This window comes from Actinomycetota bacterium (genome assembly GCA_035765775.1).
Lineage (GTDB): Bacteria > Actinomycetota > CADDZG01 > JAHWKV01 > JAOPZY01 > DASTWV01.
In genome coordinates this window covers 172,957-196,194 of the sequence record DASTWV010000055.1, presented here as the reverse complement: position 1 = coordinate 196,194, position 23,238 = coordinate 172,957, and the positions used below count along the sequence as shown (strand labels likewise).

22 protein-coding genes are annotated in these 23,238 nt (G+C 71.5%); 11 read left to right on the top strand and 11 right to left on the bottom strand.

Translation table 11 applies throughout. From position 1 onward, the window contains the following. The first annotated feature begins 300 nt into the window (after nucleotides 1-300). On the top strand, nucleotides 301-993 hold the full coding sequence (locus tag VFW71_13190) for a hypothetical protein (protein HEU5003714.1): 693 nt from the start codon (nucleotides 301-303) through the stop codon (nucleotides 991-993). Here VFW71_13190 and VFW71_13185 read toward each other — a convergent pair. Both VFW71_13185 and VFW71_13180 read right to left on the bottom strand, forming a co-directional pair. Next, nucleotides 990-3,383 carry an aerobic carbon-monoxide dehydrogenase large subunit gene (locus VFW71_13185; GenBank protein ID HEU5003713.1) on the bottom strand — a complete coding sequence of 798 codons (2,394 nt, stop codon included), beginning with the start codon at nucleotides 3,381-3,383 and terminating at the stop codon, nucleotides 990-992. The two genes, VFW71_13190 and VFW71_13185, sit on opposite strands and share 4 nt — an antisense overlap. Then, a complete protein-coding gene (locus VFW71_13180) occupies nucleotides 3,373-3,906 on the bottom strand; it encodes a (2Fe-2S)-binding protein (protein HEU5003712.1) in 534 nt (177 codons plus the stop codon). Before VFW71_13180 ends, VFW71_13185 begins: the two co-directional genes overlap by 11 nt. A gap of 152 nt (nucleotides 3,907-4,058) precedes the next feature. On the opposite strand from VFW71_13180, the gene VFW71_13175 reads away from it, so the two are divergent. The 4 genes from VFW71_13175 (at nucleotide 4,059) to VFW71_13160 (ending at nucleotide 7,372) form a co-directional block, all read left to right on the top strand. Beyond that, entirely contained in the window at nucleotides 4,059-4,739 is a 681-nt protein-coding gene (locus VFW71_13175) for a helix-turn-helix domain-containing protein (protein HEU5003711.1), read from the top strand. A gap of 3 nt (nucleotides 4,740-4,742) precedes the next feature. Further along, nucleotides 4,743-5,618, top strand: a complete 876-nt coding sequence (locus tag VFW71_13170; protein ID HEU5003710.1) for a xanthine dehydrogenase family protein subunit M — start codon at nucleotides 4,743-4,745, stop codon at nucleotides 5,616-5,618. 94 nt (nucleotides 5,619-5,712) lie between these two features. Beyond that, nucleotides 5,713-6,543, top strand: a complete 831-nt coding sequence (locus VFW71_13165; protein HEU5003709.1) for a hypothetical protein — start codon at nucleotides 5,713-5,715, stop codon at nucleotides 6,541-6,543. Between the two features lie 100 nt (nucleotides 6,544-6,643). After that, nucleotides 6,644-7,372 (top strand): Clp protease N-terminal domain-containing protein, encoded by a 729-nt coding sequence (locus VFW71_13160; GenBank protein HEU5003708.1) that lies wholly within the window; start codon nucleotides 6,644-6,646, stop codon nucleotides 7,370-7,372. Between the two features lie 150 nt (nucleotides 7,373-7,522). Here the strand turns inward: VFW71_13160 and acs are convergent, their stop codons facing one another. Beyond that, nucleotides 7,523-9,499: an acetate--CoA ligase gene (gene acs, locus VFW71_13155; protein ID HEU5003707.1), complete on the bottom strand. Its 1,977-nt coding sequence runs from the start codon at nucleotides 9,497-9,499 to the stop codon at nucleotides 7,523-7,525. A 127-nt stretch (nucleotides 9,500-9,626) separates the two neighbouring features. Between acs and VFW71_13150 the strand changes: the two genes are divergently transcribed. Further along, entirely contained in the window at nucleotides 9,627-10,844 is a 1,218-nt protein-coding gene (locus tag VFW71_13150; GenBank protein HEU5003706.1) for a cytochrome P450, read from the top strand. Between the two features lie 77 nt (nucleotides 10,845-10,921). Next, on the top strand, nucleotides 10,922-11,053 hold the full coding sequence (locus tag VFW71_13145; protein ID HEU5003705.1) for a hypothetical protein: 132 nt from the start codon (nucleotides 10,922-10,924) through the stop codon (nucleotides 11,051-11,053). 1 nt (nucleotide 11,054) lies between these two features. Here the strand turns inward: VFW71_13145 and VFW71_13140 are convergent, their stop codons facing one another. Next, nucleotides 11,055-12,311 carry an aspartate aminotransferase family protein gene (locus tag VFW71_13140; GenBank protein ID HEU5003704.1) on the bottom strand — a complete coding sequence of 419 codons (1,257 nt, stop codon included), beginning with the start codon at nucleotides 12,309-12,311 and terminating at the stop codon, nucleotides 11,055-11,057. A gap of 114 nt (nucleotides 12,312-12,425) precedes the next feature. Here VFW71_13140 and VFW71_13135 point away from each other — a divergent pair, with 114 nt between their 5' ends. The 4 genes from VFW71_13135 to VFW71_13120 all read left to right on the top strand — a co-directional run bounded on the left by VFW71_13135 (nucleotide 12,426) and on the right by VFW71_13120 (nucleotide 15,984). Further along, nucleotides 12,426-13,670, top strand: coding sequence for an MFS transporter (locus tag VFW71_13135; protein ID HEU5003703.1), 1,245 nt, complete (start codon nucleotides 12,426-12,428; stop codon nucleotides 13,668-13,670). A gap of 125 nt (nucleotides 13,671-13,795) precedes the next feature. Next, entirely contained in the window at nucleotides 13,796-15,130 is a 1,335-nt protein-coding gene (locus VFW71_13130) for an MFS transporter (protein ID HEU5003702.1), read from the top strand. 32 nt (nucleotides 15,131-15,162) lie between these two features. Beyond that, nucleotides 15,163-15,822 (top strand): response regulator transcription factor, encoded by a 660-nt coding sequence (locus VFW71_13125; protein HEU5003701.1) that lies wholly within the window; start codon nucleotides 15,163-15,165, stop codon nucleotides 15,820-15,822. A gap of 3 nt (nucleotides 15,823-15,825) precedes the next feature. Further along, nucleotides 15,826-15,984, top strand: a complete 159-nt coding sequence (locus VFW71_13120; GenBank protein ID HEU5003700.1) for a hypothetical protein — start codon at nucleotides 15,826-15,828, stop codon at nucleotides 15,982-15,984. Nucleotides 15,985-16,001: 17 nt separating this feature from the next. Here the strand turns inward: VFW71_13120 and VFW71_13115 are convergent, their stop codons facing one another. From VFW71_13115 to VFW71_13085, 7 genes are all read right to left on the bottom strand, one after another. Beyond that, nucleotides 16,002-17,336 (bottom strand): nicotinate phosphoribosyltransferase, encoded by a 1,335-nt coding sequence (locus VFW71_13115; GenBank protein ID HEU5003699.1) that lies wholly within the window; start codon nucleotides 17,334-17,336, stop codon nucleotides 16,002-16,004. Between the two features lie 12 nt (nucleotides 17,337-17,348). After that, nucleotides 17,349-18,122, bottom strand: coding sequence for an SDR family NAD(P)-dependent oxidoreductase (locus VFW71_13110; protein ID HEU5003698.1), 774 nt, complete (start codon nucleotides 18,120-18,122; stop codon nucleotides 17,349-17,351). A 30-nt stretch (nucleotides 18,123-18,152) separates the two neighbouring features. Further along, nucleotides 18,153-18,395 (bottom strand): NIL domain-containing protein, encoded by a 243-nt coding sequence (locus VFW71_13105; GenBank protein ID HEU5003697.1) that lies wholly within the window; start codon nucleotides 18,393-18,395, stop codon nucleotides 18,153-18,155. Further along, nucleotides 18,395-19,225 (bottom strand): ATP-dependent sacrificial sulfur transferase LarE, encoded by an 831-nt coding sequence (larE, locus tag VFW71_13100; protein HEU5003696.1) that lies wholly within the window; start codon nucleotides 19,223-19,225, stop codon nucleotides 18,395-18,397. Before larE ends, VFW71_13105 begins: the two co-directional genes overlap by 1 nt. Nucleotides 19,226-19,289: 64 nt before the next feature. After that, nucleotides 19,290-21,302, bottom strand: a complete 2,013-nt coding sequence (locus VFW71_13095; protein ID HEU5003695.1) for a heme o synthase — start codon at nucleotides 21,300-21,302, stop codon at nucleotides 19,290-19,292. A 127-nt stretch (nucleotides 21,303-21,429) separates the two neighbouring features. Further along, nucleotides 21,430-22,335, bottom strand: a complete 906-nt coding sequence (locus VFW71_13090; GenBank protein ID HEU5003694.1) for a cupredoxin domain-containing protein — start codon at nucleotides 22,333-22,335, stop codon at nucleotides 21,430-21,432. Beyond that, entirely contained in the window at nucleotides 22,335-23,231 is an 897-nt protein-coding gene (locus tag VFW71_13085; GenBank protein ID HEU5003693.1) for a cytochrome c oxidase assembly protein, read from the bottom strand. The genes VFW71_13090 and VFW71_13085 overlap by 1 nt, the downstream gene beginning before the upstream one ends. Between the last annotated feature and the right edge of the window lie 7 nt (nucleotides 23,232-23,238).

The following is a 23,238-nucleotide window of genomic DNA, read 5'->3' as shown; positions in this document are numbered from 1 at the left end:
CGCTCCGCCTGCGGCTCGGCTGGTTTCGTCAATAATGACCCGGTGAGTGACCCTCCCGAGGAGCCCCCCGTCCCAGATCCGGCCTCAGAACCGGCACCCGACCCGGGAGTTGAGCCCACCAACGGGGCAAGCTCTGAAGTGGGGGAACCGCAGGCCCCGCCCGCGCCGTCAAACAAGGCTGTGAGCGACTCCCCACCTGCGCAGCCCCCGGCGGATCCTGCAGGCCCGCCCAGGAAGGGCCTCAGCATCGGCAGCCTGGCCAAACCGGCGCGCGGGGGCCCACGGGCAGTGATCACCCGGGTGGGCCTCATCCTGGCGGCGGTGCTCGTCCTCGCCACCCTGGTGGTGGGCGGGACGACGGTCATCTCGAAGCTGGGCAAGCACCCCACGAAGGTAAACACCGGGACCGCCACCAGCCCCACGCCGAGCCCCACGGGGGAGACCTACTTCCAGTACAGCAACGACCAGTTCCAGTTCACCATGGACCGGCCCAGCGACTGGACCACCCGGGTGCTCAGCCACCCGGATCCCAAAGTCGCCCTGGTGCTCGGTCCGCCGTCGCCCTACCCGAACAACGATGTGGTGCTGATCCAGTTCGTCCCGTTGACCGGCGCCATCTACGGGTCCAGCGACCTGGGCATCTTCAAGACGTCGTTGCTGCAGAACCTGGGCCAGGACGTGAACATCGTCAGCCAGAACCCGGTGGCGATCAGCGGCCTGCCCGGGTGGCACTTCACGTGGGACGCGCCGCTCACCAACCCCACCACGTACTTCGACGGCTACTACCTGCTGGACGGGACCCGCTTCGTGCAGCTGCTACTGCAGATCCAGCCCCCCAGCGACAGCGCCAGCGAGAACGCGCTCGGGCCGGTGTTCACGCACATGGCGCAGAGCTTCCTCAGTTACGCCCCGATCCCGGCGCCGACCCAGACCGCCACGCCGGCCACGACGGGCACCGCGACCCCCAGCGCGCCGCCCTCGGGCAAAGGTTAGTCCCGGCCTCCCTGGATCGCCTCCCAGACCTTGTCGGAGGTGAGGGGCATGTCGATGTTCCGCACCCCCAGGGGCGCCAGGGCATCCACCACGGCGTTCACGAAGGCCGCCGGCGAGCCCACCGTCGGCGACTCGCCCACCCCCTTCGTCCCCAAGGGATGGTGCGGGCAGGGGGTCACCAGCTCGTGCAGCTCGAAGCGGGGTGTCTCCCAGGCGGTGGGCACCAGGTAGTCCTCGAAGGTGGACCCGGCCGAGACCCCGTGCTCGTCGAAGTCGATCACCTGCATCGAGGCGATGGCGTAGCCCTCGGCCAGCCCGCCCATGATCTGGCCCTCGACGATCATCGGGTTGATCCGTACCCCGCAGTCGTCCACCGCCACCATCTTCAGGACCTTCCACTCGCCGGTCTCGGCGTTCACCTCCACCGCCACGATGTAGGTGCCGTACGGGAAGGTCAGCTGCGGCGGGTCGTAGTACGAGACCGTATCCAGGCCGGGCTCCAGGCCCTCGGGCGGGTTCATGTAGGCGGCGGCAGCCACCTCCTGGAAGGTGACCTCCCGCTCCGGGAGCCCTCTCAGGGAGAACCGGCCGGGCTGCCACACGACGTCGTCGGCCTCCACCTCCAGCAGGTGGGCGGCGATCCGGCGGGCCTTGTCGATCAGCTGCCGGCACGCCACGGCGGTGGCCGCCCCGCCGGTCGGGGTGCTCCGGGAGCCGAAGGTCCCCAGCCCGTAGGGCGTGTTGTTGGTGTCGCCGTGGTAGACCGCAACGTCATCGGGCGGGATCCCCAGCTCGTGGGCGACGATCTGGGCGAAGGTGGTCTCGTGGCCCTGGCCCTGGCTCTGGACGCCCAGCTTGAGGATCGCCTTGCCGGTGGGCGCCACGATGAGCTCGGCGGAGTCGAACATCTTGATGCCCATCAGGTCGTAGTCCCGGCTCGGCCCGGCACCGGCCACCTCGGTGAAGCTTGAGATCCCGATCCCCATCAGGCGCCCCTTCTTGCGCCCCTCCGCCTGCTCCCGGCGCAGCTCGGCGTACCCCGCCTTCTCCAGGGCGAGGTCCAGGGCCGCTTCGTAGTTGCCCGAGTCGTAGGAGAAGCCGGTGGCTGTCCGGTAGGGGAACTGCTCGGGCAGGATGAAGTTCCGCCGGCGCATTTCGGCCGGGTCGACGCCCAGGTCGGAGGCCGCAGTGGTCATCAGGCGCTCGATCAGGAAGGCAGCCTCGGTGACCCGGAACGAGCACCGGTAGGCCACCCCCCCGGGCGCCTTGTTCGTGTACACGCCCTGGGCGGCGACATGGGCCGCCGGGATGTCGTAGGACCCGGTCACGATGTGGAACAGGCCGGCCCGGAACTTGGCCGGCTGGGCGTCGGCGTAGAAGGCCCCGTGGTCGGACAGCAGCGTGACCCGTAGCCCGAGGATCCGCCCCGACCGGTCCAGGGCCAGCTCGCCGTGCATGCGGAAGTCACGGGCGAAGCCGGTGGAAAGGAGGTTGCCGGTGCGGTCCTCGATCCAGCGCACCGGGCGGTCCAGCAGGAACGACGCCGCCACCGCCGCCACGTAGCCCGGGTAGAGGGGCATCTTGTTGCCGAACGCCCCCCCGATGTCGGGCGAAATGATCCGCACCTGGTGCTCGGGCAGGCCCACCAGCCCGGCCAGGATCGTGCGGTGGGCGTGGGGCGCCTGGGAGGTCAAGTAGATCCGGGCGCTCCCCTCGACGGCGTGCACGTCGGCCAGGCAGCCGCAGCACTCCAGGGGCGCGGGGTGGCAGCGGGGGTAGTAGGTGTCCAGGCTGATGACCCGGGCGGCACCGGCGAAGGCCCGGTCGGTGGCCTCGGCGTCGCCCGCCTCCCAGGAGTAGCAGACGTTGTCCGGCTTGTCCTGGCGCACCCGGGGGGCGTCGGGGGCGAGGGCCTGGGTCGGGTCGATCAGCCCGGGGAGGGGCTCGTAGTCCACCTCGAGCAACTCCAGGGCGTCGTGGGCGGTGTAGGGATCCTCGGCGATGACGCAGGCCACCTCCTGGCCCTGGTAACACACCTCGCCCACCGCCAGGACCGGCTGGACGTCGCCCGACGGCGTCGGCATCCACGCCAGGTTGCGGGTGGCGAGCAACTCGCCGGTGACGACCACGATCACCCCCGGGAGAGAGAAGGCGGGGGCCACGTTGATCGAGCGGATCTTCGCCCGGGCCATGGGGCTGCGCAGGATGGCCATGTGGGCCATCCCGGGTAGGGCGACGTCGGCCACGAAGGTGCCCTGGCCCCGGATGAAGCGGTCGTCCTCCCGCCGGGGCAGGTTGGCCCCGATGGCGCCCCGCTGGGCGGACTCGTGGACGGGCTCATGGGCAGACTCATGGGCGGGCGGGGACGGGCGGGCCGGCTCAGCTGCCATCGCGGTCCCTCGTCGCCGCGGCCAGGATTGCCGCCACCCCGGTCGGCGCTCCACCGGCGGGGGCGGCCATGCGCCGGGCGGCCCACTGCACCGCTTTCACGATGTTGGCGTAGCCGGTGCACCGGCACAGGTTCCCGCTGAGCGCCCACCGGATCTCCTCGTCACTTGGGTCGGGGTGGTGGGACAGAAAGGCGATGGAGGCCAGCATCATCCCGGCCGTGCAGAAGCCACACTGCACCGCGTGGCACTCCTTGAATGCCTCCTGGATCGGGTGGAGGTGGCCGTGGGGGGCCAGGCCCTCGACCGTGGTGATCTCCCGGCCATCCACCTGCACGGCGAATACCCCGCAGGATTTGACCGCCATCCCGTCCAGGAGCACGGTGCACGCCCCGCAGCTGGTGGTGTCACACCCGATCTGGGTGCCCGTGAGCGCCAGGATGTCCCGCAGGAAGTGGACGAGGAGGAGTCGGGGCTCGACATCCGCGTCGATCGGCTGGCCGTTGATCCCGACCGAGATCCGCATGGTTCGCCCAGTCTACGCCGCGCCCCTCCGTGCTCCGGGCCGTCCGCTTCCCAGTCGGTTCCCCAGTTTGTGCCCGGTTGTCTCCCATTCGGTAGACCGTTGCCAGGGAACGCCGTATCATGTGAGTACCAGCCCTATAGGATAAATTGGTCATGCAGGAGCTTTTTGTCGGGGTTGCCGACGTCGCGGAGCGGCTTGGCGTGAGCCCCGACACGGTGACACGTTGGTGCCGCCAGGGGCGCATCCCGGGCATCAAGCCCGGACGCGACTGGCGTGTGCCCGCGTCGGTGGCCGAGGACCTGCTCGCGGGCCGGCCCGCACGCTTCTGGACGGCCGACCTCGAACCGCAGCTCGCCCGCCTCCGCCCGACCGACCACGTCCTGGTCCTGGTGCCGGGCGGGATGAAGGAAGCCAGGGCCTTCTCGGGGGTCCTGCAGACCATGGGCACGGGCATCGCCACCCCGGAGCCGCCGCCCGCCCCGGCAGGTCGGCCCTTCGCCCAGGCCCTCCTGCGGGCCGGGGCCCGGGCGCTGGCCGCCCGGGAGATCGCCGTGGCCCACTCGGCGCCCGAGTCGCCCGCCGAGTGGATGATCCGGTGGGTGGGGCGCCTGGGGGCCGAGACCATCGCCACGGAGGCCAGCGTCGCCCACGCCGCCGAGGACGCCGGCCGGGTGATCTTCTGCATCCTGCCCCTCACCGGTGACGCGGACGAGCACGACCCCAACCTGGGCGGGCTCATGGAGGCGCACACCCACATCCTGGTCGGGCAGGCCCACGGGCGGTCCTGGCTGGGCAGCGCCGGGGCGGGTGCCCGGCTGGCGGGGGTGTCGTAGCCGATGTATCCGGGCCGCTTCGACTTCCACGTCCCCGACACCGTCGAGGAGGCGGTTGCGCTCATGGCCACCTACGGCCAGGAGGCCCGCGTGCTGGCCGGCGGGCAGAGCCTGGTGCGCCAGATGCGGTTCCGCTACCAGAACCCGGCTCACCTGGTGGATCTGCGCCGCCTCGGCCTGTCCGGGATCAAGCAGTCGGCCGGGACGCTCACGATCGGGGCCACCACCACCGACGCCGTCCTGGAGGCCTCCACCGTGCTCAAGGCGCACGCCCCGTTGCTGGCGGACGTCACCCACGTGATCGCCGACCCGCTGGTGCGCAATGTGGGCACCATCGGCGGCTCGGCGGCCCACGCCCACCCATCGGGTGACTGGGGGCCGGCCCTGCTGGCGGCGAGGGCACGCTTCCGAGCGGTCGGCCCCGAGGGCTGGCGGACGATCCCTGCCGACCAGTTCTTCGTGGGCAGCTACTGCACCGCCCTCGGTCCGGCCGAGATCCTCGCCTCGATCGAGGTCTCCGGCCTCGCCGACGGCGGGGGCGCCTACCTGAAGCTCCACCGCAAGGTCGGCGACTTCGCCACCGTGGGGGTCGCCGCCCAGTTCACGGTGGACACCAACGGGCTCATCGGGGACTGCGGCATCGGCCTGACCGGGGTCGCCATGTCCTACGCCCGGGCTGCCAAGGCCGAGGAGTACCTCAATGGGCGCCACCTCGACCGGGACGCCCTGCGCCGGGCGGGGGGCATCGCTGCCGAGGAGACCCACCCGGTGGGCGACTCCCGGGGGTCGTCGGTCTACAAGCGGGAGATGGTCAAGGTCTTGTGCACGCAGGCCCTCGTCCGGGCCGCCGAGCGGGCCGGCTGCCCGCTGGAGGGCTGACTCCCCGGTTTCACGGAACTTCGTGCGCAGGCCCGGCGTCCAACCCAGCGAGCCGAATCGATCGCCTCGATCTGAACGGTGCCGGGAGGTGGCGATGACGGGACAGGCCGCGAGGCAGGGCGCAGCCGGGCAGGGCGCAGCCGGGCATGACGCCGGGATGCTCACCGCCCGGCTGGCGGTGGCGGTGGGCGCAGCCGTCCTGGTGATCGCGGCCCTCGCCGCCTATGCCGTCACGCTGCCCGAGCGGTTGGCGACGGTCCCGGCGGGGGTGGCCGACGTGAGCGGGGCGCCGTTCATCTCCGCCACCGCCCTGGCTCCTCCGTCGCCGGCGGGCCCGCCGGCAGCGCCAAGCCCGAGCGTCGGCCCCACGCCCGGCGTGGTCATCCCACCGGTCCCCCATCCCCCGGTGACCGCTGCCCCCAGCCCATTGGCGTCGCCCAAGATCCTGCCCCCGACCACCCCGGTCCCACCGGCACCGGTCGTGTCGCCGCCGGTGGTCTGCCCGCTGGCGTCCGGGACCGCCGGCGGGCCGATTGTGCCCGGGTGCCCCACCTGCCCGCCCAATGCCATGTGCGCGGCGCCGCCCCCCAGCCCGGTGCCGGTGAGCATTGGCGACTCGGCGAACGGCTCGACGCTGCATGTCACCGTCGGGACCCGGATCGAGGTGGAGCTGGGCTCGACCTACTGGGGCTTCAACCCGCCGTCCAACCCGGCGGTCCTGGAGCCGACGCCCCACATCGGGCCGCTCCCGATGGTCATGTGCCCCATGATCCCGGGGTCGGGGTGCGGGTTCGCGGCCCAGGACTACCTCGCCCAGGCGCCCGGGACGTCGGTGATCTCGGCGAGCCGGGTGTCGTGCGGCGAAGCGCTGCGCTGCACGGGCACCGCGGGTGATTTCTCGGTGACAGTGGTGGTGGCGTCCTAGCCACCCGTCAACTCCGGGTTGACAGCGGCGCATCGTCAACCTACAGTTGACGAGCTGGCGACCAGCGACCAGCGACCGCCCGACCCGGAGGAGCACCGCCATGACCGAGCCCGTCCGCATGACCAATCCCGTCCGGCTCGACGACCTCATCGATGCCATCACGCGGGTGCACGGTGACGTCCTCGACCAGCTCTCGGACGCCGTCATCGCCGCCGATCACCTGGGCGACGTCGCCGACCACCTCATCGGCCACTTCGTGGACCAGGCGCGGCGCTCGGGGGCCTCGTGGACCGAGATCGGGCGGGCCATGGGAGTGACCAAGCAGGCTGCCCAGAAGCGCTTCGTCAAGGGCGCCGAGGGTGGCCTCCTCGACCCCAACCAGGGCTTCTCCCGGTTCAGCCCCCGGGCACGCAACGCCGTCATGGCCTCGCAGGACGAGGCCCGCCAGACCGGCCACAGCCAGATCCGCCCGGAGCACATCGTGCTGGGCCTGCTCGTCGACCCCGCCGCCATCGGTACCAGGGCCATCGAGGCGCAGGGGGTGGCGGTGGATGACGTGCGGGCGGCCGCCCTCGCCGCCCTCCCCGAGCCCGACCCGGAGGGCGAGGTCCCCGCCCTCATCCCCTACGACCCGGAAGCCAAGAAGACCCTCGAGATCACCTTCCGGGAGGCGCTGCGCCTGGGCCACAACTACATCGGCACCGAGCACATCCTCCTGGCCCTGCTGGAGCTCGAGGGCAGCGACGGCCTGCTGGCCGGGCTGGGCCTCGGCAAGGAGGCCACCGAGACCTACGTGACCGAGGCGATCGCCAAGGCCAAGGCCGGCTGACATGGCATGGTCCCGGCCGGCCCCACCAGACTAGACCGATAGCTTGCTAAGGGTTAGATCTCTGCGTGTGTAGCTCCGAGCAGAACTATGCTGTTCAGGGATACGCAAAGGTGGAGGTAGGCCGCTCGCCCGCCGCCGCGCCCCCGAGGCTCAGTCCTCGGTGGGCCGGGCGGCGGCCAGATCGCGGATCTGGGTGACCACGTCGGCGTTCGCCAGGGTGGTCACGTCCCCCAACGCCCGGCCGTGGGCGACGTCGCGCAGCAGGCGGCGCATGATCTTGCCCGAGCGGGTCTTCGGCAGGTCGTCGGTCAGCACGATGGAGTGCGGCCGGGCGATCTTGCCGATCTTGGTGGCGACGTGCTCCCGCAGCTCCATGATCAGCACCTCGTTGCCCTCCACCCCGGACTTCAGGGTCACGAAGGCCACGATCGCCTCGCCGACGATGTCGTCCGGCCGGGAGACCACCGCCGACTCCGCCACCGACGGGTGGTCCACCAGGGCGGACTCGATCTCGTAGGTGGACAGCCGGTGCCCGGCCACGTTCATCACGTCGTCGATGCGCCCGAGCAGCCAGAAGTAGCCGTCCTCGTCCCGCCGGGCGCCGTCGCCGGCCAGGTAGACATCGGAGCTGAACCGGCTGAAGTAGTTCTGGACGTAACGGTCCGGGTCGCCGTAGATCGTGCGGAACATCGCCGGCCACGGCCGGCGCAGCACCAGGTAGCCGCCCTGGCCCACACCCACCGGCCAGCCGGCCTCGTCGAAGATGTCGGCCGAGATCCCCGGGAACGGCCTCGTGGCCGACCCGGGCTTCAGCGTGGTGACCCCGGGCAGGGGCGTGATCATGATGGCGCCGGTCTCGGTCTGCCACCAGGTGTCGACCACCGGGCAGCGCTCGCCGCCGATGTGGGCGAAGTACCACATCCACGCCTCGGGGTTGATCGGCTCGCCCACCGAGCCCAGCAGGCGCAGCGACGACAGGTCGTGGCTCTCGGGGAACTGGGTGCCCCACTTCATGAACGTGCGGATGGCGGTGGGGGCGGTGTACAGGATCGTCGCCCGGTAGCGCTCGACGATCGACCACCACCGGTCCTTGCCCGGGGTGTCCGGGGCGCCCTCGTACAGGATGCTGGTGGCCCCGTTGGCCAGCGGGCCGTAGACGATGTAGGAGTGGCCGGTCACCCAGCCGACGTCGGCGGCACACCAGAAGACGTCGGTCTCCGGGTGCAGGTCGAAGACCAGACGGTGGGTGGCCGCCACGCCGGTCAGGTACCCACCGGTGGTGTGCAGGATCCCCTTGGGCTTCCCGGTGGTGCCCGAGGTGTACAGGATGTAGAGCGGGTCCTCGGCGTCCATCTCCTCCGCCGGACACTCGGCTGGCTTCCCGTCGACCACGTCGTGGTACCAGACGTCCCGGCCCTCGGTCCAGGCGATCTCGTGGGCGGTCCGCTTCACCACCACCACGGAGGTGATCGAGGGGCAGGCGGCCGCCGCCTTGTCGGCCTGCTCCTTCAGGGCCACGATCCCGCCCCGCCGCCAGGCCCCGTCGCCGGTGACCAGCACGGTTGCCTGGGCATCGATGATCCGGTCCCGCAGCGCCTCGGCGGAGAACCCGCCGAACACGACGGAGTGGACCGCGCCGATCCGGGCGCAGGCCAACATGGCGATGGGGAGCTCGGGCACCATGCCGAGGTAGATCGCCACCCGGTCACCCTTGGCCACGCCCAGACCCTTGAGGGCGTTGGCGAACCGGCACACGTCCTCGTAGAGGTCCCGGTAGGTGATGGTGCGGGTATCGCCCGGCTCGCCCTCCCAGTGGTACGCCACCCGGTCGGGGGTCGCCTCGACGTGGCGGTCCAGGCAGTTCACGGCCACGTTGAGCTTCCCGCCGATGAACCACTTCACCCAGGGCGGGTTCCAGTCCACAACTTGGTCCCACGGCTTCGACCACGTCAGCCGGCCGGCTTCCTCGGCCCAGAACGCCTCGGGGTCGGCGTCGGCCCGGTCATAGATCGACCGGTCGGAGACCAGGGCGTGGGCGCGGAACGCCTCGAAGGGTTCGATGGTCCGGCGCTCTTCCAGCAGGGCGTCGATGTGGCGGAGAGCGTCGGCGGAGTGGTCGTCGGCCACGGCATTCCTCCTCGTGGTGATGGATGCGGGGAACTGCGGCGGAAAACCCTATCTTCCCGCGCGGCGCCCGGCCGGTGCGCAGCGGGCCGCCAGCGATACTCCATTTTGGAATGTGATAGCCTGAGGCATGGACCCGGAGTTGGTCTTCTTCAACCCCCTCGACCGTTCGGTCCACGCCGACCCCTACCCCCAGTACCGCCTCCTGCGCGAGCACGCCCCGCTCTACGAAAGCCCGCTCGGTTTCTGGCTGCTCAGCCGCTACGACGACATCACCGCCGCCCTGCGGGACCCGCGCATGGGCCACGCCATGGACGAGACCGCCGTGATGCTGAAGACCATGGTGGGCCCGGGCACCATCACCATCGACGAGTTCAGCCGCTGGATGCTCTTCCGCGACCCGCCCGACCACACCCGCCTCCGCCGTCTGGTGAGCAAGGCGTTCACCCCCCGGGCCGTCGAAGTACTGCGCCCCCGGATCCAGGACATCGTCAACGGGCTGGTCGGCGACCTGGTGGCGGTGCTGGCCGATGGCGGCGTGGCCGACTTGGTGGAGGGCCTCGCCCTGCCCCTCCCGGTGACGGTCATCAGCGAGCTGCTGGGCCTCCCGGCCGAGGACCGGGCGCAGGCCCGGGAGTGGGCCGAGGCGGTGGCGCAGGCCCTGGACCCGATCGTGACCGAGGAGCAGGCGATCCGCTCCGACGCCGCCGTCATGGCCCTGACCGCGTACCTGAAGGACGTCATCGCCCAGCGCCGCCGCTCGCCGGGCAGCGACCTCCTCTCCGAACTCATCGCCGCCGAGGACGAAGGCGGCCACCTGGGCGAGTCCGAACTCATCTCCACCGTGGCGCTGCTCTTCGGGGCGGGACACGAGACGACCCGGAACCTCATCGGCAACGGGATGCTGGCACTCATGCGCGCCCCGGCCGAGATGGCCCGCCTGCGGGCCACCCCCGTGATGATCCGCCCGGCCATCGAGGAGCTCCTGCGCTACGACAGTCCCGTGCAGAACACGGGCCGGGTGGCCAAGGCGGACACCCAGATCGGGCAGTGGCGCATCCCGAAGGGCCAGCCGGTCGCCCTGATCCTGGGTGCGGGCAACCGGGACCCGGCGGTGTTCGACGACCCCGACCGCCTCGACGTCGGCCGCCCCGACGTGAAGCCGCTCTCCTTCGGTGGCGGCATCCACTTCTGCCTGGGGGCGATGCTGGCCCGCCTGGAGGGCATGGAGGCGTTCACCGCCCTGCTGTCCCGGGCACCCGAGATCGAGCCGGCCACCGAGACCCTGGAGTGGCGGCCGCACATCACCCTGCGGGGGCTCGCCTCGCTGCCGGTGCGCGCCGCCTGACCCAGCACGGTGACCCAGCACGGTGACCCGGCACGCTGAACCAGCCCTGATGCACCCGGCATGATCAAATGGCAGCCATGCCGCCGCACCGCGGTGGGCTGTTCAGCCGCCGCCACCAGAAGATGTCCCGCACGGTCGCCTGGATCATGGTCGCCGCCATGGGGGTGATCGTGCTGGGTTCGGTGCTGGCGGTCCTCCTGGAGCGCTGAGTTAGGACGCCGCGGCAGCCGCCTTGGCGAACACCTCGAACGCCTCGTCGAGCTCGCTGTCCGTGATGACCAGCGGCATGAGGTGGCGCAGGACCCGGCCCTCGGCCCCGGCGGTCATCGTCAGCACCCCGGCCCGGAAAGCGGCCTCCCGCAAGGACGCCAGCGCCGCCCGGGAGACGAACTCGACACCCACCATCGACCCGAGGCCACGGATGTCGGTGATGAGCCCGGAGTGGTCGGCGCCGATCACTGCCCAGCCTTCCTTCAGCCGGGTGCCGATGTGCCGTGCCCGGGCGATCAGGTCCTCGTCGTCCAGTGCCTCCAGCACGGCCAGCCCGGCGGCGATGGCCACGGGGTTGCCGACGTAGGTCCCGCCCAGGGTGCTGGGGTCGAGGACGTCCATGACGGCGGCGTCACCGGCTACGGCCGACAGGGGCAGGCCCGACGCAATCGACTTGCCCAGCGTGACCAGATCGGCTCGCACCTCGGACTGGTCGCCGGCCAGGAAGGTCCCGGCACGCCCGTAGCCCGACTGGACCTCGTCGGTGATGAGGAGCGTGCCGTGGGCATCGCACAGGCGGCGCAGGGATGCGAGGAATTCGGTCGGGGGGACCACATAACCGCCCTCACCCAGCTCCGGCTCCACGATGGCCGCCGCAATGGCGTGGCTCTCGAGGACTGCTGACGCCGCCTGCTCGAAGTCCGCCAGGCTGGCTCCGTTGAAGCCCGGGAACGGCACCCGGTGGATCTCGGGGGCGAACGGGCCGAAGCCCTTCTTGTACGGAACTTCGCGGTGGGTGAGGGCCAGGGCGAGGTTGGTCCGGCCGTGAAAGGCTCCCTCGAAGCACAGGATCCCGGGCCGGCCGGTGACGCCCCGGGCGATCTTGACCGCGTTCTCCACTGCCTCGGCCCCCGAGTTGAAGAATGCGACCTTGCGTCCCCCACCGGTGCGCCCATCGATGGCCTCGGCCAGGACGCCATAGGACTCGTAGGGGATCACCGAATAGTCGGTGTGGAGGAAGTCGCCGGACGCATGCTGCACGGCGGCGACCACCCGGGGGTGGGCGTGGCCTACCACCAGGCACCCGAGCCCGCCGGTGAAGTCGAGAAAACGGTTGCCGTCCACGTCCTCCACCCAGGGCCCCCGGCCCCGGGCGATGAAGACCTCGCCCCCGGAGGGAGCGGTGGGGCGGGCGATGGAGCGCGAGCCCTGTTCCGCCAGGGCGCGGGAGCGGGGGCCGGGTACGTCGGTCAGCATGTGAATCGATCCCATGGCGCTACCTCCTTGCTACCTGCAAATACCACCGGCTGCCCCGTGCACCTATGGTCGCGCTGGCTGGGGGATCCAGCTGCCTTCTGACAGAATCCCGGTGTGAGCGCCCAGGCCGCACCGCGGGATCGCTCCTACCTCCGGGTGCTGGCGGTCCTCCTGGGCGCCGCCACGTTCTTCGAGGGCTACGACACCGGCATCGCCGCCATCGTCATCCCCGACCTGGCCAAGTCGTTCCACGCCTCCACCGCCACCATCGGGCGTGCCGCCGCGGTGGTGAACCTGGGCGCCCTGGTGGCACTGGTGCTCATCGCCGCCGCCGACCGGGTCGGCCGCCGCCCGCTCCTCATCGTGACCACACTCCTGTACGCCCTGTTCACCGGGCTGACCGCGGCCGCCCACACCGTGGCGATCTTCGCCGCCATCCAGTTCGTCGCCCGGTCGTTCCTGGTGACCGAGGTGGCCATCGCCATCACCATCGCCGCCGAGGAGTTCCCCGCCGAGCTGCGGGGCCGGTTCCTCGGCTCGCTCTCCGCGCTGGGCGCCCTCGGGCTGATCGCGGTGGCGGTCGCCTACAAGGCCCTGGCGCACACCGCCCTCGGCTGGCGGGGGCTCTACCTGCTGGGCACCATCCCGGTGCTGGTGGTGGCCCCGCTGCGCCTCAAGCTGCAGGAGAGCCGGCGCTGGCGGGAGGCGAAGGAGCAGGGCCCCCACCTCTCCCCCCGGGCATCCCTGACCGCCTTCGCCCGCGGCGAGCCCCGCCGCCGCATCCTGGTCATCAGCGGCGTGCTGTTCCTGTTCAACTTCGCCACCATCAGCGGTTCTGCCTACTGGACCTACTTCGCCCGCCACCAACGGGGCTTCCCGGCCAACACCGCGAACACGTTCCTGGCGGCCGCGGTGATCCTCGGGATCCCCGGCTACCTGCTCGCCGGGCGGCTCCAGGACCGGTGGGGGCGGCGCCGGACCGGGACCCTGTACCTCACCGCCGGCACGGCCTTCGGCATCGCCGCTTTCCAGCTGCACGGCCGCCCGGCGCTGCTGGCGGTCCTCGCCCTGGCGGTCTTCTTCGGGCTCGGGGCGGCGCCGGTGCTGAACGCCCTTTCCTCCGAGTTGTTCGCCACCCCGGTCCGGGCCAGCGCCGTGGCGATCAGCCGCTCGGTGGCCGGCACTTTGGGCGCCAGCGCCGGACTCCTGGCGGTGGGCACCCTCGCCGCCAAAGGGGGGCTGATCGGCCATGTGGGAGACAGCGTCTCGCTGGCGGCCCTGGCCCTCATCCCGGCGGTGATCCTGCTGCGCACCCTGCCCGAGACCGCCGGGGAGGAGTTGGAGGCGATCGCCGAGTAGGGTTGGCGCGACCTATTTCGGGGGGCAGGGAGCGTTTCGTGCGAGTTTGACCGCCAAAATGGCGGCGAGGCTCGCACGAAAGGTGCGGAGGCGAGATAAACCCGGCCATCCGTCAAGCTGGATCCATGCGCCGGCCCTACCTCCGCCTGCTGGGCACCAACCGCAACTTCCGCCGGCTCTGGACCGCGCAGCTGATCTCGCTGGGCGGGGACTGGTTCAACCTGGTGGCCCTCACCGGGCTGGCGGTCTCGCTCACCCACTCGGCGGCCGCCGGGGGAGTGGTGCTGGCCGCCGGTTTCGTGCCCCAGTTCCTGCTGGCGCCGCTCACCGGGGTGGTGGCCGACCGCTTCGACCGCCGCCGGCTGATGCTCCTCACCAACGCCGCCGGGGCGGCCCTGGCCCTCACCATGCTCGCCGTCCGCTCGGCCGGCATGCTCTGGCTGGGGCTCACCGCCATGGCGGGGCTGGCGGCGTGCGGGGCGTTCTTCGACCCGGCCTCCCGGGCGGGCCTGCCCAACGTCGTGCGTCCCGCAGAACTCGGGCCGGCCAGCATCCTGATGGCCTCCACCTGGGGGATCATGGCCGCCGTCGGGGCGGCGGCCGGCGGGGTGGTGGCCGGGTTGCTGGGCCGGGATGCCGCCTTCGTGATCAACGGCGGGTCGTTCGTGGTCTCCGCCCTGCTCATCTGCCGGGTCAGAACCACCCTCGGCCCCGTCGCCCCGGTCGGGCTCGACGGGCCCGTCGAGCATCCAGCCCCCCAGCCCCAGAAGGCCACCGCCGACGTCCGGGAGGGCATCACCCACGCCCGCCGGGACCCACGCATCGCCGCCCTGCTCACCCAGAAGCTGGGGTTCGGGCTGGGCACGGGCATGATCGGTCTCCTGCCGTTCTTCGCCACCCACTCCTTCCACGCCTCGGACGCCGGGATCGGCATCCTCTACGCCGCCCGGGGGCTGGGCACCCTGCTCGGCCCCTTCCCGGCCCGGGCCTTCGTCGGCGGCGACACCCGCCGGCTCTTCCCGGCCATCGGGGCGGCCATGGCCCTCTTCGGCGCCGCCTACCTGGCCTTCCCCGCCGCCCCCGGGATCTGGGCGGCGGCCGGGATCGTGACCGTGGCCCACCTGGGGGGCGGGACGCAGGTGGCGATGACCGGGTACGGCATCCAGGTCCTGGTACCCGACCGGGTCCGGGGCCGCATCCTGGCTCTCGAGCTCGGAACGATCACCCTGTCGATGTCCACCAGCCTCCTCCTGGCCGGCTGGGCCGCCTCCGCCGTCCGCCCGGCGGTGGTCGTGGAGGTCCTCGCCGGCCTTACCATGGCCTTCGCCGGGGTATGGACGGCTGCCACTCACCGTCTCTGGGCCACCACGGAGCGCGCGAGCGGGGCGCAAATAGGGACAAACGGGCCGACAAACCGGATACGCGCAACCAGTGAGGCGGTCCCAGCACTCAGCAAGTAAAGCGCGGGGATTGTTCCGCCGACATTAGGGCTGTGGAAACTCTCATAAAGCATCGGGTCCGCGTGATCCTGGCTGATGATCACCCAATGGTGCGCCATGGACTGCACCTCATCCTGGACACATCCGTAGACGTTGACATCGTCGCGGAGGCGGGCAACGGCCAGGAGCTGCTGGATTTGGTGGACCGGCTGGACCCTGATGTCGTGGTGGTGGACGTGGTCATGCCCAAGCTGGACGGGCTGGAGGCGATCCGCCGGATCCGGGACCACCACCCCCGGGTGAAGTCCCTCATCTTCACGGTGCACGACGAGGAGTCCTACGTGCATAGGGCTGTCCTCGCTGGTGCCAGCGGCTACTTGCTGAAGACCGCTTCGGCAGACGAGCTGATCAAGGGCATCATGACCGTGGCAGAAGGGAAGGCCGCCCTCCACCCCTCCGTTACCCGGCACCTGCTGGATGGATTTACCGGCATGACCGAGCCGAAGGGGCGGGGCGCCGAGCCTCTTTCGCAGCGGGAGCACGACGTCCTGCAGCTCCTGGCATTCGGTAAGACCAACAAGGAGATTGCCAAGGAGCTCGGCATCGGTGCCCAGACGGTGAAGACCCACATCGCTCACATCTTCACCAAGATGGGGGCCGCCGACCGCACCGATGCGGTAGCGCTGGCGCTGCGGAAGGGCCTCGTACAATAGGCCGTGCTCACGGGCCGGATCATCGTCGGTGGGGAGCTGGTCGGCTGCTTCATCGTGTTCGTGATCTTCGGCGTGCGAGGTCTCGAGTTCCTCGCCGAGAAGCGCCGCTGGCGGCGCACCCATACCCCCACCCGCTGGACCCCGCCCGACCACCGGAGCTAGGACCCTCCCTGAACGAGCTAGGCCGGACCTCCCAGCCCTAGCCCCAGCCCTAGTCCCAGCGCGCCGCTGACCTCCACCGGGTAGGGCGCCGCCGGCCCCAGGGACCGCACCCGCGCCGGCAGCGCGGCGACCGCCGCGCCGTATCGTTCCCGCACCGCGGCCAGCGGCGGCGACGGCGCCCGGCGGCGACCGCCCGCCATGACCGGCTCCAGCAGCGGCCGGCCGCCGTCCGGCGCCGACTCGGCCGCCGGGGCGATGAGATCCCGCTCCAGCATCCCTCCCACCCCGCCGAACCGGTACACCTGTTTGACTCCCGGCCGGGTGGCCTTGCCGGTGGAGGTCTTCGCCTTGGGCCCGGTGACATCCTCCACCAGCTTGTAGACCGCCCCCAGCGACGGGGCGTCGCCACTGGTGCCCAGCTGGGTGCCGACACCGAAGGCGTCGATGGGGGCACCAGCGGCCAGGAGGGCGGCGATCCGGTACTCGTCGAGGTCGCCGGAGGCCACGATCTTCACCCCGGGCAAGCCGGCGGCGTCGAGGATCGACCGCACCTGCACCGACAGGGCCCCGAGATCGCCGGAGTCCAGCCGCACCCCGCCCAGGCTGCCGCCCGATGCCGCCAGCTCGCCGGCCACCTCGGCAGCCCGCCGCGTGCCCTCCAGGACGTCGTAGGTGTCCACCAGCAGCGTCGAGGCGTCCGGGAACTGGCGCGTGAACGCCCGGAAGGCGTCCAGCTCGGAAGGGAACGCCAGCACGTAGGAGTGCGCCATGGTCCCGGACAGCGGGATCCCGAAACGCTGCCCCGCCTCCACGTTCGAGGTGGAGGACGCCCCGGCGATGAAGGCCGCCCGGGCGGCGTACAGGGCGGCGTCCGGACCGTGGTCCCGCCGGGCGGAGAAGTCGGCGAACGGGCGCCCGGCGCACGCCGTGGCCACCCGGGACGCCTTGGAGGCCACGGCGGTGGCCAGGGTGTAGCAGTTGAGCAGGGCCGTCTCCAGCAGCTGGCCCTCGATGAGGGGGGCGGTCACCCGCACCACCGGCTCGTTGGCGAAGACCACCTCGCCCTCGGGCACCGCCCAGACATCGCCGGTGAAGCGCAGGCCGCCCAGCCGGGCGAGGAACGCCTCGTTGAACAACCCGAGTCCCCGCAGGTAGTCGAGATCGTCGTCGGCGAACTGCAGCCCCTCGAGCGCGTCCAGCGCCCGTTCCAGGCCCCCGACCACCAGGTAGTTGCGCACCGGGGGCAGGTCGCGGAAGAACAGCTCGTAGGTGGCGGGCCGGTCCAGGCCCTCGGCCAGGTAGCTGGCCGACATCGTGAGCTCGTACAAATCGACCAGCAGGGCCCGCGACACGCTGCCTACACGCTACTTGGGCGGCATCCGCAGCGCCCCGTCCAGGCGGATCACCTCGCCGTTCAGCATCGGGTTCTCGACGATGTGGACCGCCAGGGCGGCGTATTCCTCGGGCCGGCCGAGCCGCTTGGGATGCGGGATCGTGGCCGCCAGGCGTTGCATCGCCTCGGCCGGCAGCCCGGCCAGCATCGGGGTGTCGAATGTCCCCGGGGCGATGGTGGCCACCCGGACGCCCACGACGGCCAGGTCCCGGGCGGCGGTGATGGTCAGGGCGACGATGCCCCCCTTCGAAGCGGCGTAGGCCGCCTGCCCCACCTGACCCTCGTAGGCGGCCACCGATGCGGTGAGGATCACGACCCCCCGCTCGCCGTCGGGCGGCTCGGGCTCCCGGGTGGCCATGCGGGCGGCGGCGAGGCGCAGCAGGTTGAAGCTGCCCGACAGGTTGACCGCGATGGTCCGGTTGAACGCCTCCAGCGCCAGCGGCGTCCCGTCCCGGGCCAGGATGCGCCCCACCGGGGCGACCCCGGCGCACGCCACCGCGATGCGCAACGGGCCCAGGGCGGCCACCGCCGCATCCAGGGCGGCCTCAAGGCCCTCCGCCGAGGTGACGTCGGCGGGGAAGAACCCCGCAGGCCCGCCCAGTGACGCCGCCGCCGACTCCCCATCGGATGCCGGCAGGTCGACCAGGCCCACCCGGGCCCCCCGGGCAGCCAGGGCCCGGGCGGTGGCGAGGCCGAGGCCGGAAGCCCCGCCGGTGACGACGGCTGCCGCCCCGTCGATCCTCATGCGGGCCTGATGGGATTCACCGCAGGCCCCTCAGCCATCGAGCACGTCGCCGCTGGACTCGTTGACCTCGACGCCGAGGTCGGCGGCGTAGGCCACCGCCCGGTCGATCTCGTCCTCCGGCCCCTCGATCTCCAGGACCACCCAGCCGGCGGTGGCCTCGACGTTGGCCCGCCGGATGTTGGTGACCACGGCGAAGCGCTGGCCCATCGTGTGGATGACCGGCTCGGTGATCAGCACCTCGGGGAAGGTCATGTGGATCCGGCGGCGAGCCATCAATGCGCCCCCACCGCTGGCCCCACGAGGGGCAGCACGATGCCGGCCCGCTCGTTGAGGGCGCCCCGGCGGTACCCGCGCTCGTCGATCGATACCGAGGCGAACCCGAGGCCGCACAGCTCCGCGACCACCCGGCCGGAGAGCGGCTGCAGGCGGGGGAGGTCGCCGGGGGCCACCTCGACGCTGGCGGCGTCGCCCCCCAGGTCCCGCACCCGCAGCACCGGGAAGCCCAGGGCCGACACCAGGTCCTCGGCCTGCTCCACCCGGGCCAGGGCGGCGGGGGTCACTGCCACACCGTACGCCAGCCGGCTGGCCAGGCACGCCGACGCCGGCTTGCCCGCCGTGGGCAACCCGAACGTGCGGGCCAGTGCCCGGACGTCCGCCTTGCCCATCCCGGCCTCGACGAAGGGGTGGCGCCCGCCCCGCTCGGTGGCGGCCGCCTGGCCAGGGCGCCAGTCGCCGAGGTCGTCGGTGACCGTGCCGAGCAGCACGGGGACGCCGAGCCCGGCCGCCAGCGGGGCGAGCCGGTCGAACAGGGCGGTCTTGCAGAAGTAGCAGCGGTTGGTGGGGTTGGCGGCGTACTGGGGATCGTCCATCTCATGGGTGGCCACCACCTCGTGGCGCCACCCGCGCCCGGCGGCGAGGGTGCGGGCGGCGGCCAGCTCCCGGCGTGCCAGCGAGGGCGAGTCGGCGGTCACCGCCAACGAGCGCTCCCCGAGCACCCGGTGGGCGGCCTCGGCGAGCACGGAGGAGTCCACGCCGCCCGAGAACGCGACGACGGCCCCGGGCAGGGCGCCGAGCACATCGAAGAGAGCGGGGAACGCAGGCACGCGCGGCATCATACGGGCCCCACCCCGGTCACACGCCGGGCACCTGCCCTCCGGGGAACGGGCGCTACGGGTGGCTGGGCGACGCCTTCTTGTCCAGGAACGCCGCCGCCCGCGGTTCCCCGCCGCCGGCCCGCCGCCAGCGCAACGCCTCGTAGCCGATCGCCGCCTGGGAGACGCAGAAGGCCACCGCTCCGGCCACGAACACCGCGCCCTGCACGGCGGTCTCGGCGCTACCGAACGACCCGCCGATCAGGCGGTCCGCCGCCATCGCCACGAAGAGCAGGCTGAGGTGGGCGATCGAGAAGTGGAACAGCCGCATGGCCTCGCGGGGGTCGCTTGGGCGGCGCTGGAGGGCCAGCGCCCGGCGGACGAAGAGCCCGCCCAGGACCAGCGCCGAGACCAGGTAGATCGGCCCCATCGGTGTCACGGGGTAGAGCACCAGGCTGATGCCGGCCAGGGACAGCGTGTACAGCACGATGTGGCGGGCGGTTGCCTCCGGCCCCCGAACCACCGGCAGCATGGGCACCTTGGCGGCGGCGTAGTCCTCGGTGTAGCGCAGCGACAGCGCCCAGAAGTGCGGCGGCGTCCAGTAGAAGATGATGGCGAACATCACCAGGGCGGGCAGGCCCACATGCCCGGTCACCGCCGCCCAGCCCACCAGCACCGGGGCAGCGCCGGCGGCCCCCCCGATGACGATATTGCTGGGCGTGGCCCGCTTCAGCCACAGGGTGTAGACGAACACGTAGAACACCGTGGCCCCCACCGCCAGCGACGCCGCCAGCACGTTCACGGTCAGCGCCAGGAAGGCGAAGGACAGCACCTCGAGGACGATGCCGAAGACGAGGGCCCGGGGCGGCTCGATGGCCCCGGCGGGCACGGGGCGGCTGTGGGTGCGCTCCATGACGTCGTCGATGTCCCGGTCCACGAAGCAGTTGATGGCCCCGGCACCGCCCGCCGCCAGTGACCCGCCCACCAGTGTGGCCAGGATCAGCCCGACCGACGGCCAGCCCCGGGCGGCGACCACCATGGCCGGGACGGTGGTGATCAGCAGGAGCTCGACCACCCGGGGCTTGGTCAGCAGGAAGTAGGCCCGCACCCGGGAACCCACCGACCCGCCCGGCCGCTCGGCGCGCTGCGAGCCCCCTCCGTCCGGACCCCCTCCCTCTGGGCCACCCACACCGGAGCCCGGGGACCCCGGACGGGGAGACCCGGCGGTCAGCCGGTAGCTGGCGAAGGCCAGTGCCACGGCAGCACCCCACAGCCCTCCGCCCCCCAGCACGTGGGCGGCCACGGCCCAGGCGGACAGGCTGGTCCAGATCTGGGCGGCACCTGCCACCGCCTGGAGCGCCCAGGTGGCCACCGCCACCCAGCCGAGGATCAGCAGTGGCTTGCGTGCCTTGGCCCGGGTCATCCGGACGGCCAGGTGGATGATGGCGACGCCCAGCAGGGCCGCCGCCAGGCGGTGCACGAACTGGATCACCGCTCCGGGGTGGCCGGCGAAGGGGGGGATCACCCGGCCGTCGAAGAGGGGCCAGTCAGCGAACACCAGAGCCGCATTCCACTGGGTGACATAGGCCCCCAGGATGGCCACCACCGCCGTGCCCGCGGCCACGCCGGCGGCCTCCTTCGCCAGCGGCCCGAAGCGGCCCCCGCGGGGCCGGAAGCTGTTGACGGTGGTGAGGGTCACCAGGGCCAGCAGTGCCAGCGAGGTGGCGAAGTGGACGACCACCAGGTGCGGGTTGAGCTTGGACTTGACCACCAGCTCGCCCAGGAATGCCTGGAAGCCGATGACGATGAGCGCGCTGAACGCCGGCCAGAAGATGGTGGCCACCGACCGGTAGCGGACCCATGCGTAGGCGGCGGTGGCCAGCACCAGGACGATGACAATCGACGCCGCGGTGCGGTGGGAGTACTCGACGATCGAATGGAAGGTCAGCGGCGGGTACCACTTGCCGTGGCATCGGGGCCAGTCCGGGCACCCCAGGCCAGAGCCGCTGGCGCGCACCGTCCCACCCACGCCGATGAGGAACATGGTCATCGCCGTCGTGGCGACTGACAGTTTCTGGAAGCGATTCACTTAGGTGGAGGCTTCCCTTCTCGCGGCTCCCGCGTGCCGCGAAGGTCCTGGAACAGGAGAGGCGGCGTCGGGGCCGGTGCTGCGGAGGGTTCCCACTATAGCGCCGCGGGTGGACAGGCTGGACCCGTTATTGGACAGTCAGCGTCCCGGTCATGGCCGCGGGATGGAGGTCGCACTGGTACTTGTAGGTGCCCGCCGGGAGCGCCGGGATGCTATAGGTCTGCGTCTTGCCCGGGGGGACGATGGTGGGGAGGCTGGCCGGCTTCGTGTAGCCCGCCGGACCGCTGACGATGTCGAAGTTGTGTGGGGTGGAGTCCTTATTGTCGAACGCCACGGTGAACGCGCTGCCCGCAGTGGCGGTGAGTGACGCCGTGCTGAACGAGATGTTCGCCGCGCTGATGCTGAGCGCATTCGAGGACCCAGAAGCACCGCCCCCGCTGCCGCCCACCACGACGGTCCCGGTCATCTGCGTCGGGTGGAAGTCGCACCGGAAGAAGTAGGTCCCGGCAGGCAGGGAGCCGACGTCATACGTGGCGGTTGACCCGCCGGAAACCGCGCTCCCGGCGAAGACGCTCTGGCCGTTAGCGTCGGTGCCTTGGAAGATGTGGATGTTGTGGGTGACCGAGTCCTTGTTCGAGAACTTGATCGAAGCCCCCTTGGCGGGCAGGTTGATGGTCTTGGTATCGAACGCGGTGTTGGCCGCCGAGACCAGCACGGCCGCGGGCGGGGGTGACGGCTTCACCGGCTCCTTCACCTTGATGGCCTTGGCCGCGGCTGCCCCGCCCAGCACCACGGGCACCGAGATCACGATCACCAGGAACACGGCGGCGAAGCCCGATAGCCGGCGCACCGAGATGATCCCGCAGGTGATGAGGATGTTGAGGGCGGTCATGAGCGCCACCGCCACCGCCACTTCCTTGGGCACGTTCAGCAGGATCCGGGAGAACACCCAGACCAGGGCGACGACGACCGCGACGATCCCGATGGGCACCGCGAAGGGGAAGACGCTGCGCTCGCGCGAGTTGCTAGGCATTAGTTGCTCTGGGACTCCGTACGGTTGAGTTCGCGTTCGACCGCCTGCCATTCCAGCTCATTCGGCGGGCGGGCTGAGCGCTCCTCCTGGCTGGACCAGCGGAAGAATATCACTGCGATGATCGTCCACAACTCCAGGCCCATCCCCACCTTCATCAGCAGCCCGGAGATCTGCGTATCCGCCAGCGCCGAGAGCCCGAAAGCCCGGGGCACGCCCGCGTAGTAGTGGTAGAGCGGCTTGGAGGCGAAGGTCAGGAAGGACGCCGGGATGGTGGGCAGGATGGTCTGCAGGAAGAGGTACAGCATCTGAGCCGGGTACGAGAGCCTGGGCAGCTCGGGCAGCGGCGACAGCACCGGGAACCACATGATCAGCCCGGCCCCCAGCAGGAGCAGGTGGTCGGCGATGTGCACCCCCTGGTTGTGCACCGTCAGGTTGATGACCTGGGGGGCGTGCGAGGCGACCACCACCACGTTGAAGATGATGGTGGCGGGGATGGGACGGGTCAGCTTCTTCATGACCGGCCAGACCACCGAGCGCTTGAGGAGGGCCCGGGCCAGCCAGTGCGGTGTGCCCAGCAGGAGCAGCGGCGGGACCACGAGCACGAAGATCAGGTGCTGGAGCATGTGGGCGCTGAACAGGTAGTTGTTGGCGATCCCCGCCAGGGGCCACCCCTCGGACACCCCGAGGCTGACCAGGGCGGCCGCGAAGAACGCGACCTGGGCCCGGGTGGCCGGCCGCTCGCCCGGCTCGACGTAGCGGGGGCCGAGGAGGCGCAGGGCCGCCCAGTAGGCAACGCCCAGGCTCAGCATCTCGGCCACCACCAGCGTCTCGACCGAGACGTTCAGCGACCACGGCCCCAGTCCGGGCGGGTAGGCGGTGGCGGCGAGGAGCGGCACGCCGGGC

Excerpts from the sequence above, each read along its gene's own strand:
- VFW71_13165 (HEU5003709.1), top strand. The coding sequence starts at position 5,713 with ATGACGGGACAGGCCGCGAGGCAGGGCGCAGCCGGGCAGGGCGCAGCC.
- VFW71_13140 (HEU5003704.1), bottom strand. The coding sequence starts at position 12,311 with ATGCTGACCGACGTACCCGGCCCCCGCTCCCGCGCCCTGGCGGAACAG.
- VFW71_13090 (HEU5003694.1), bottom strand. The coding sequence starts at position 22,335 with ATGCCTAGCAACTCGCGCGAGCGCAGCGTCTTCCCCTTCGCGGTGCCC.
- VFW71_13130 (HEU5003702.1), top strand. The coding sequence starts at position 13,796 with ATGCGCCGGCCCTACCTCCGCCTGCTGGGCACCAACCGCAACTTCCGC.
- VFW71_13150 (HEU5003706.1), top strand. The coding sequence starts at position 9,627 with ATGGACCCGGAGTTGGTCTTCTTCAACCCCCTCGACCGTTCGGTCCAC.
- VFW71_13145 (HEU5003705.1), top strand. The coding sequence starts at position 10,922 with ATGCCGCCGCACCGCGGTGGGCTGTTCAGCCGCCGCCACCAGAAGATG.
- VFW71_13110 (HEU5003698.1), bottom strand. The coding sequence starts at position 18,122 with ATGAGGATCGACGGGGCGGCAGCCGTCGTCACCGGCGGGGCTTCCGGC.
- VFW71_13175 (HEU5003711.1), top strand. The coding sequence starts at position 4,059 with ATGCAGGAGCTTTTTGTCGGGGTTGCCGACGTCGCGGAGCGGCTTGGC.
- VFW71_13185 (HEU5003713.1), bottom strand. The coding sequence starts at position 3,383 with ATGGCAGCTGAGCCGGCCCGCCCGTCCCCGCCCGCCCATGAGTCTGCC.
- VFW71_13170 (HEU5003710.1), top strand. The coding sequence starts at position 4,743 with ATGTATCCGGGCCGCTTCGACTTCCACGTCCCCGACACCGTCGAGGAG.
- VFW71_13160 (HEU5003708.1), top strand. The coding sequence starts at position 6,644 with ATGACCGAGCCCGTCCGCATGACCAATCCCGTCCGGCTCGACGACCTC.
- VFW71_13180 (HEU5003712.1), bottom strand. The coding sequence starts at position 3,906 with ATGCGGATCTCGGTCGGGATCAACGGCCAGCCGATCGACGCGGATGTC.
- VFW71_13105 (HEU5003697.1), bottom strand. The coding sequence starts at position 18,395 with ATGGCTCGCCGCCGGATCCACATGACCTTCCCCGAGGTGCTGATCACC.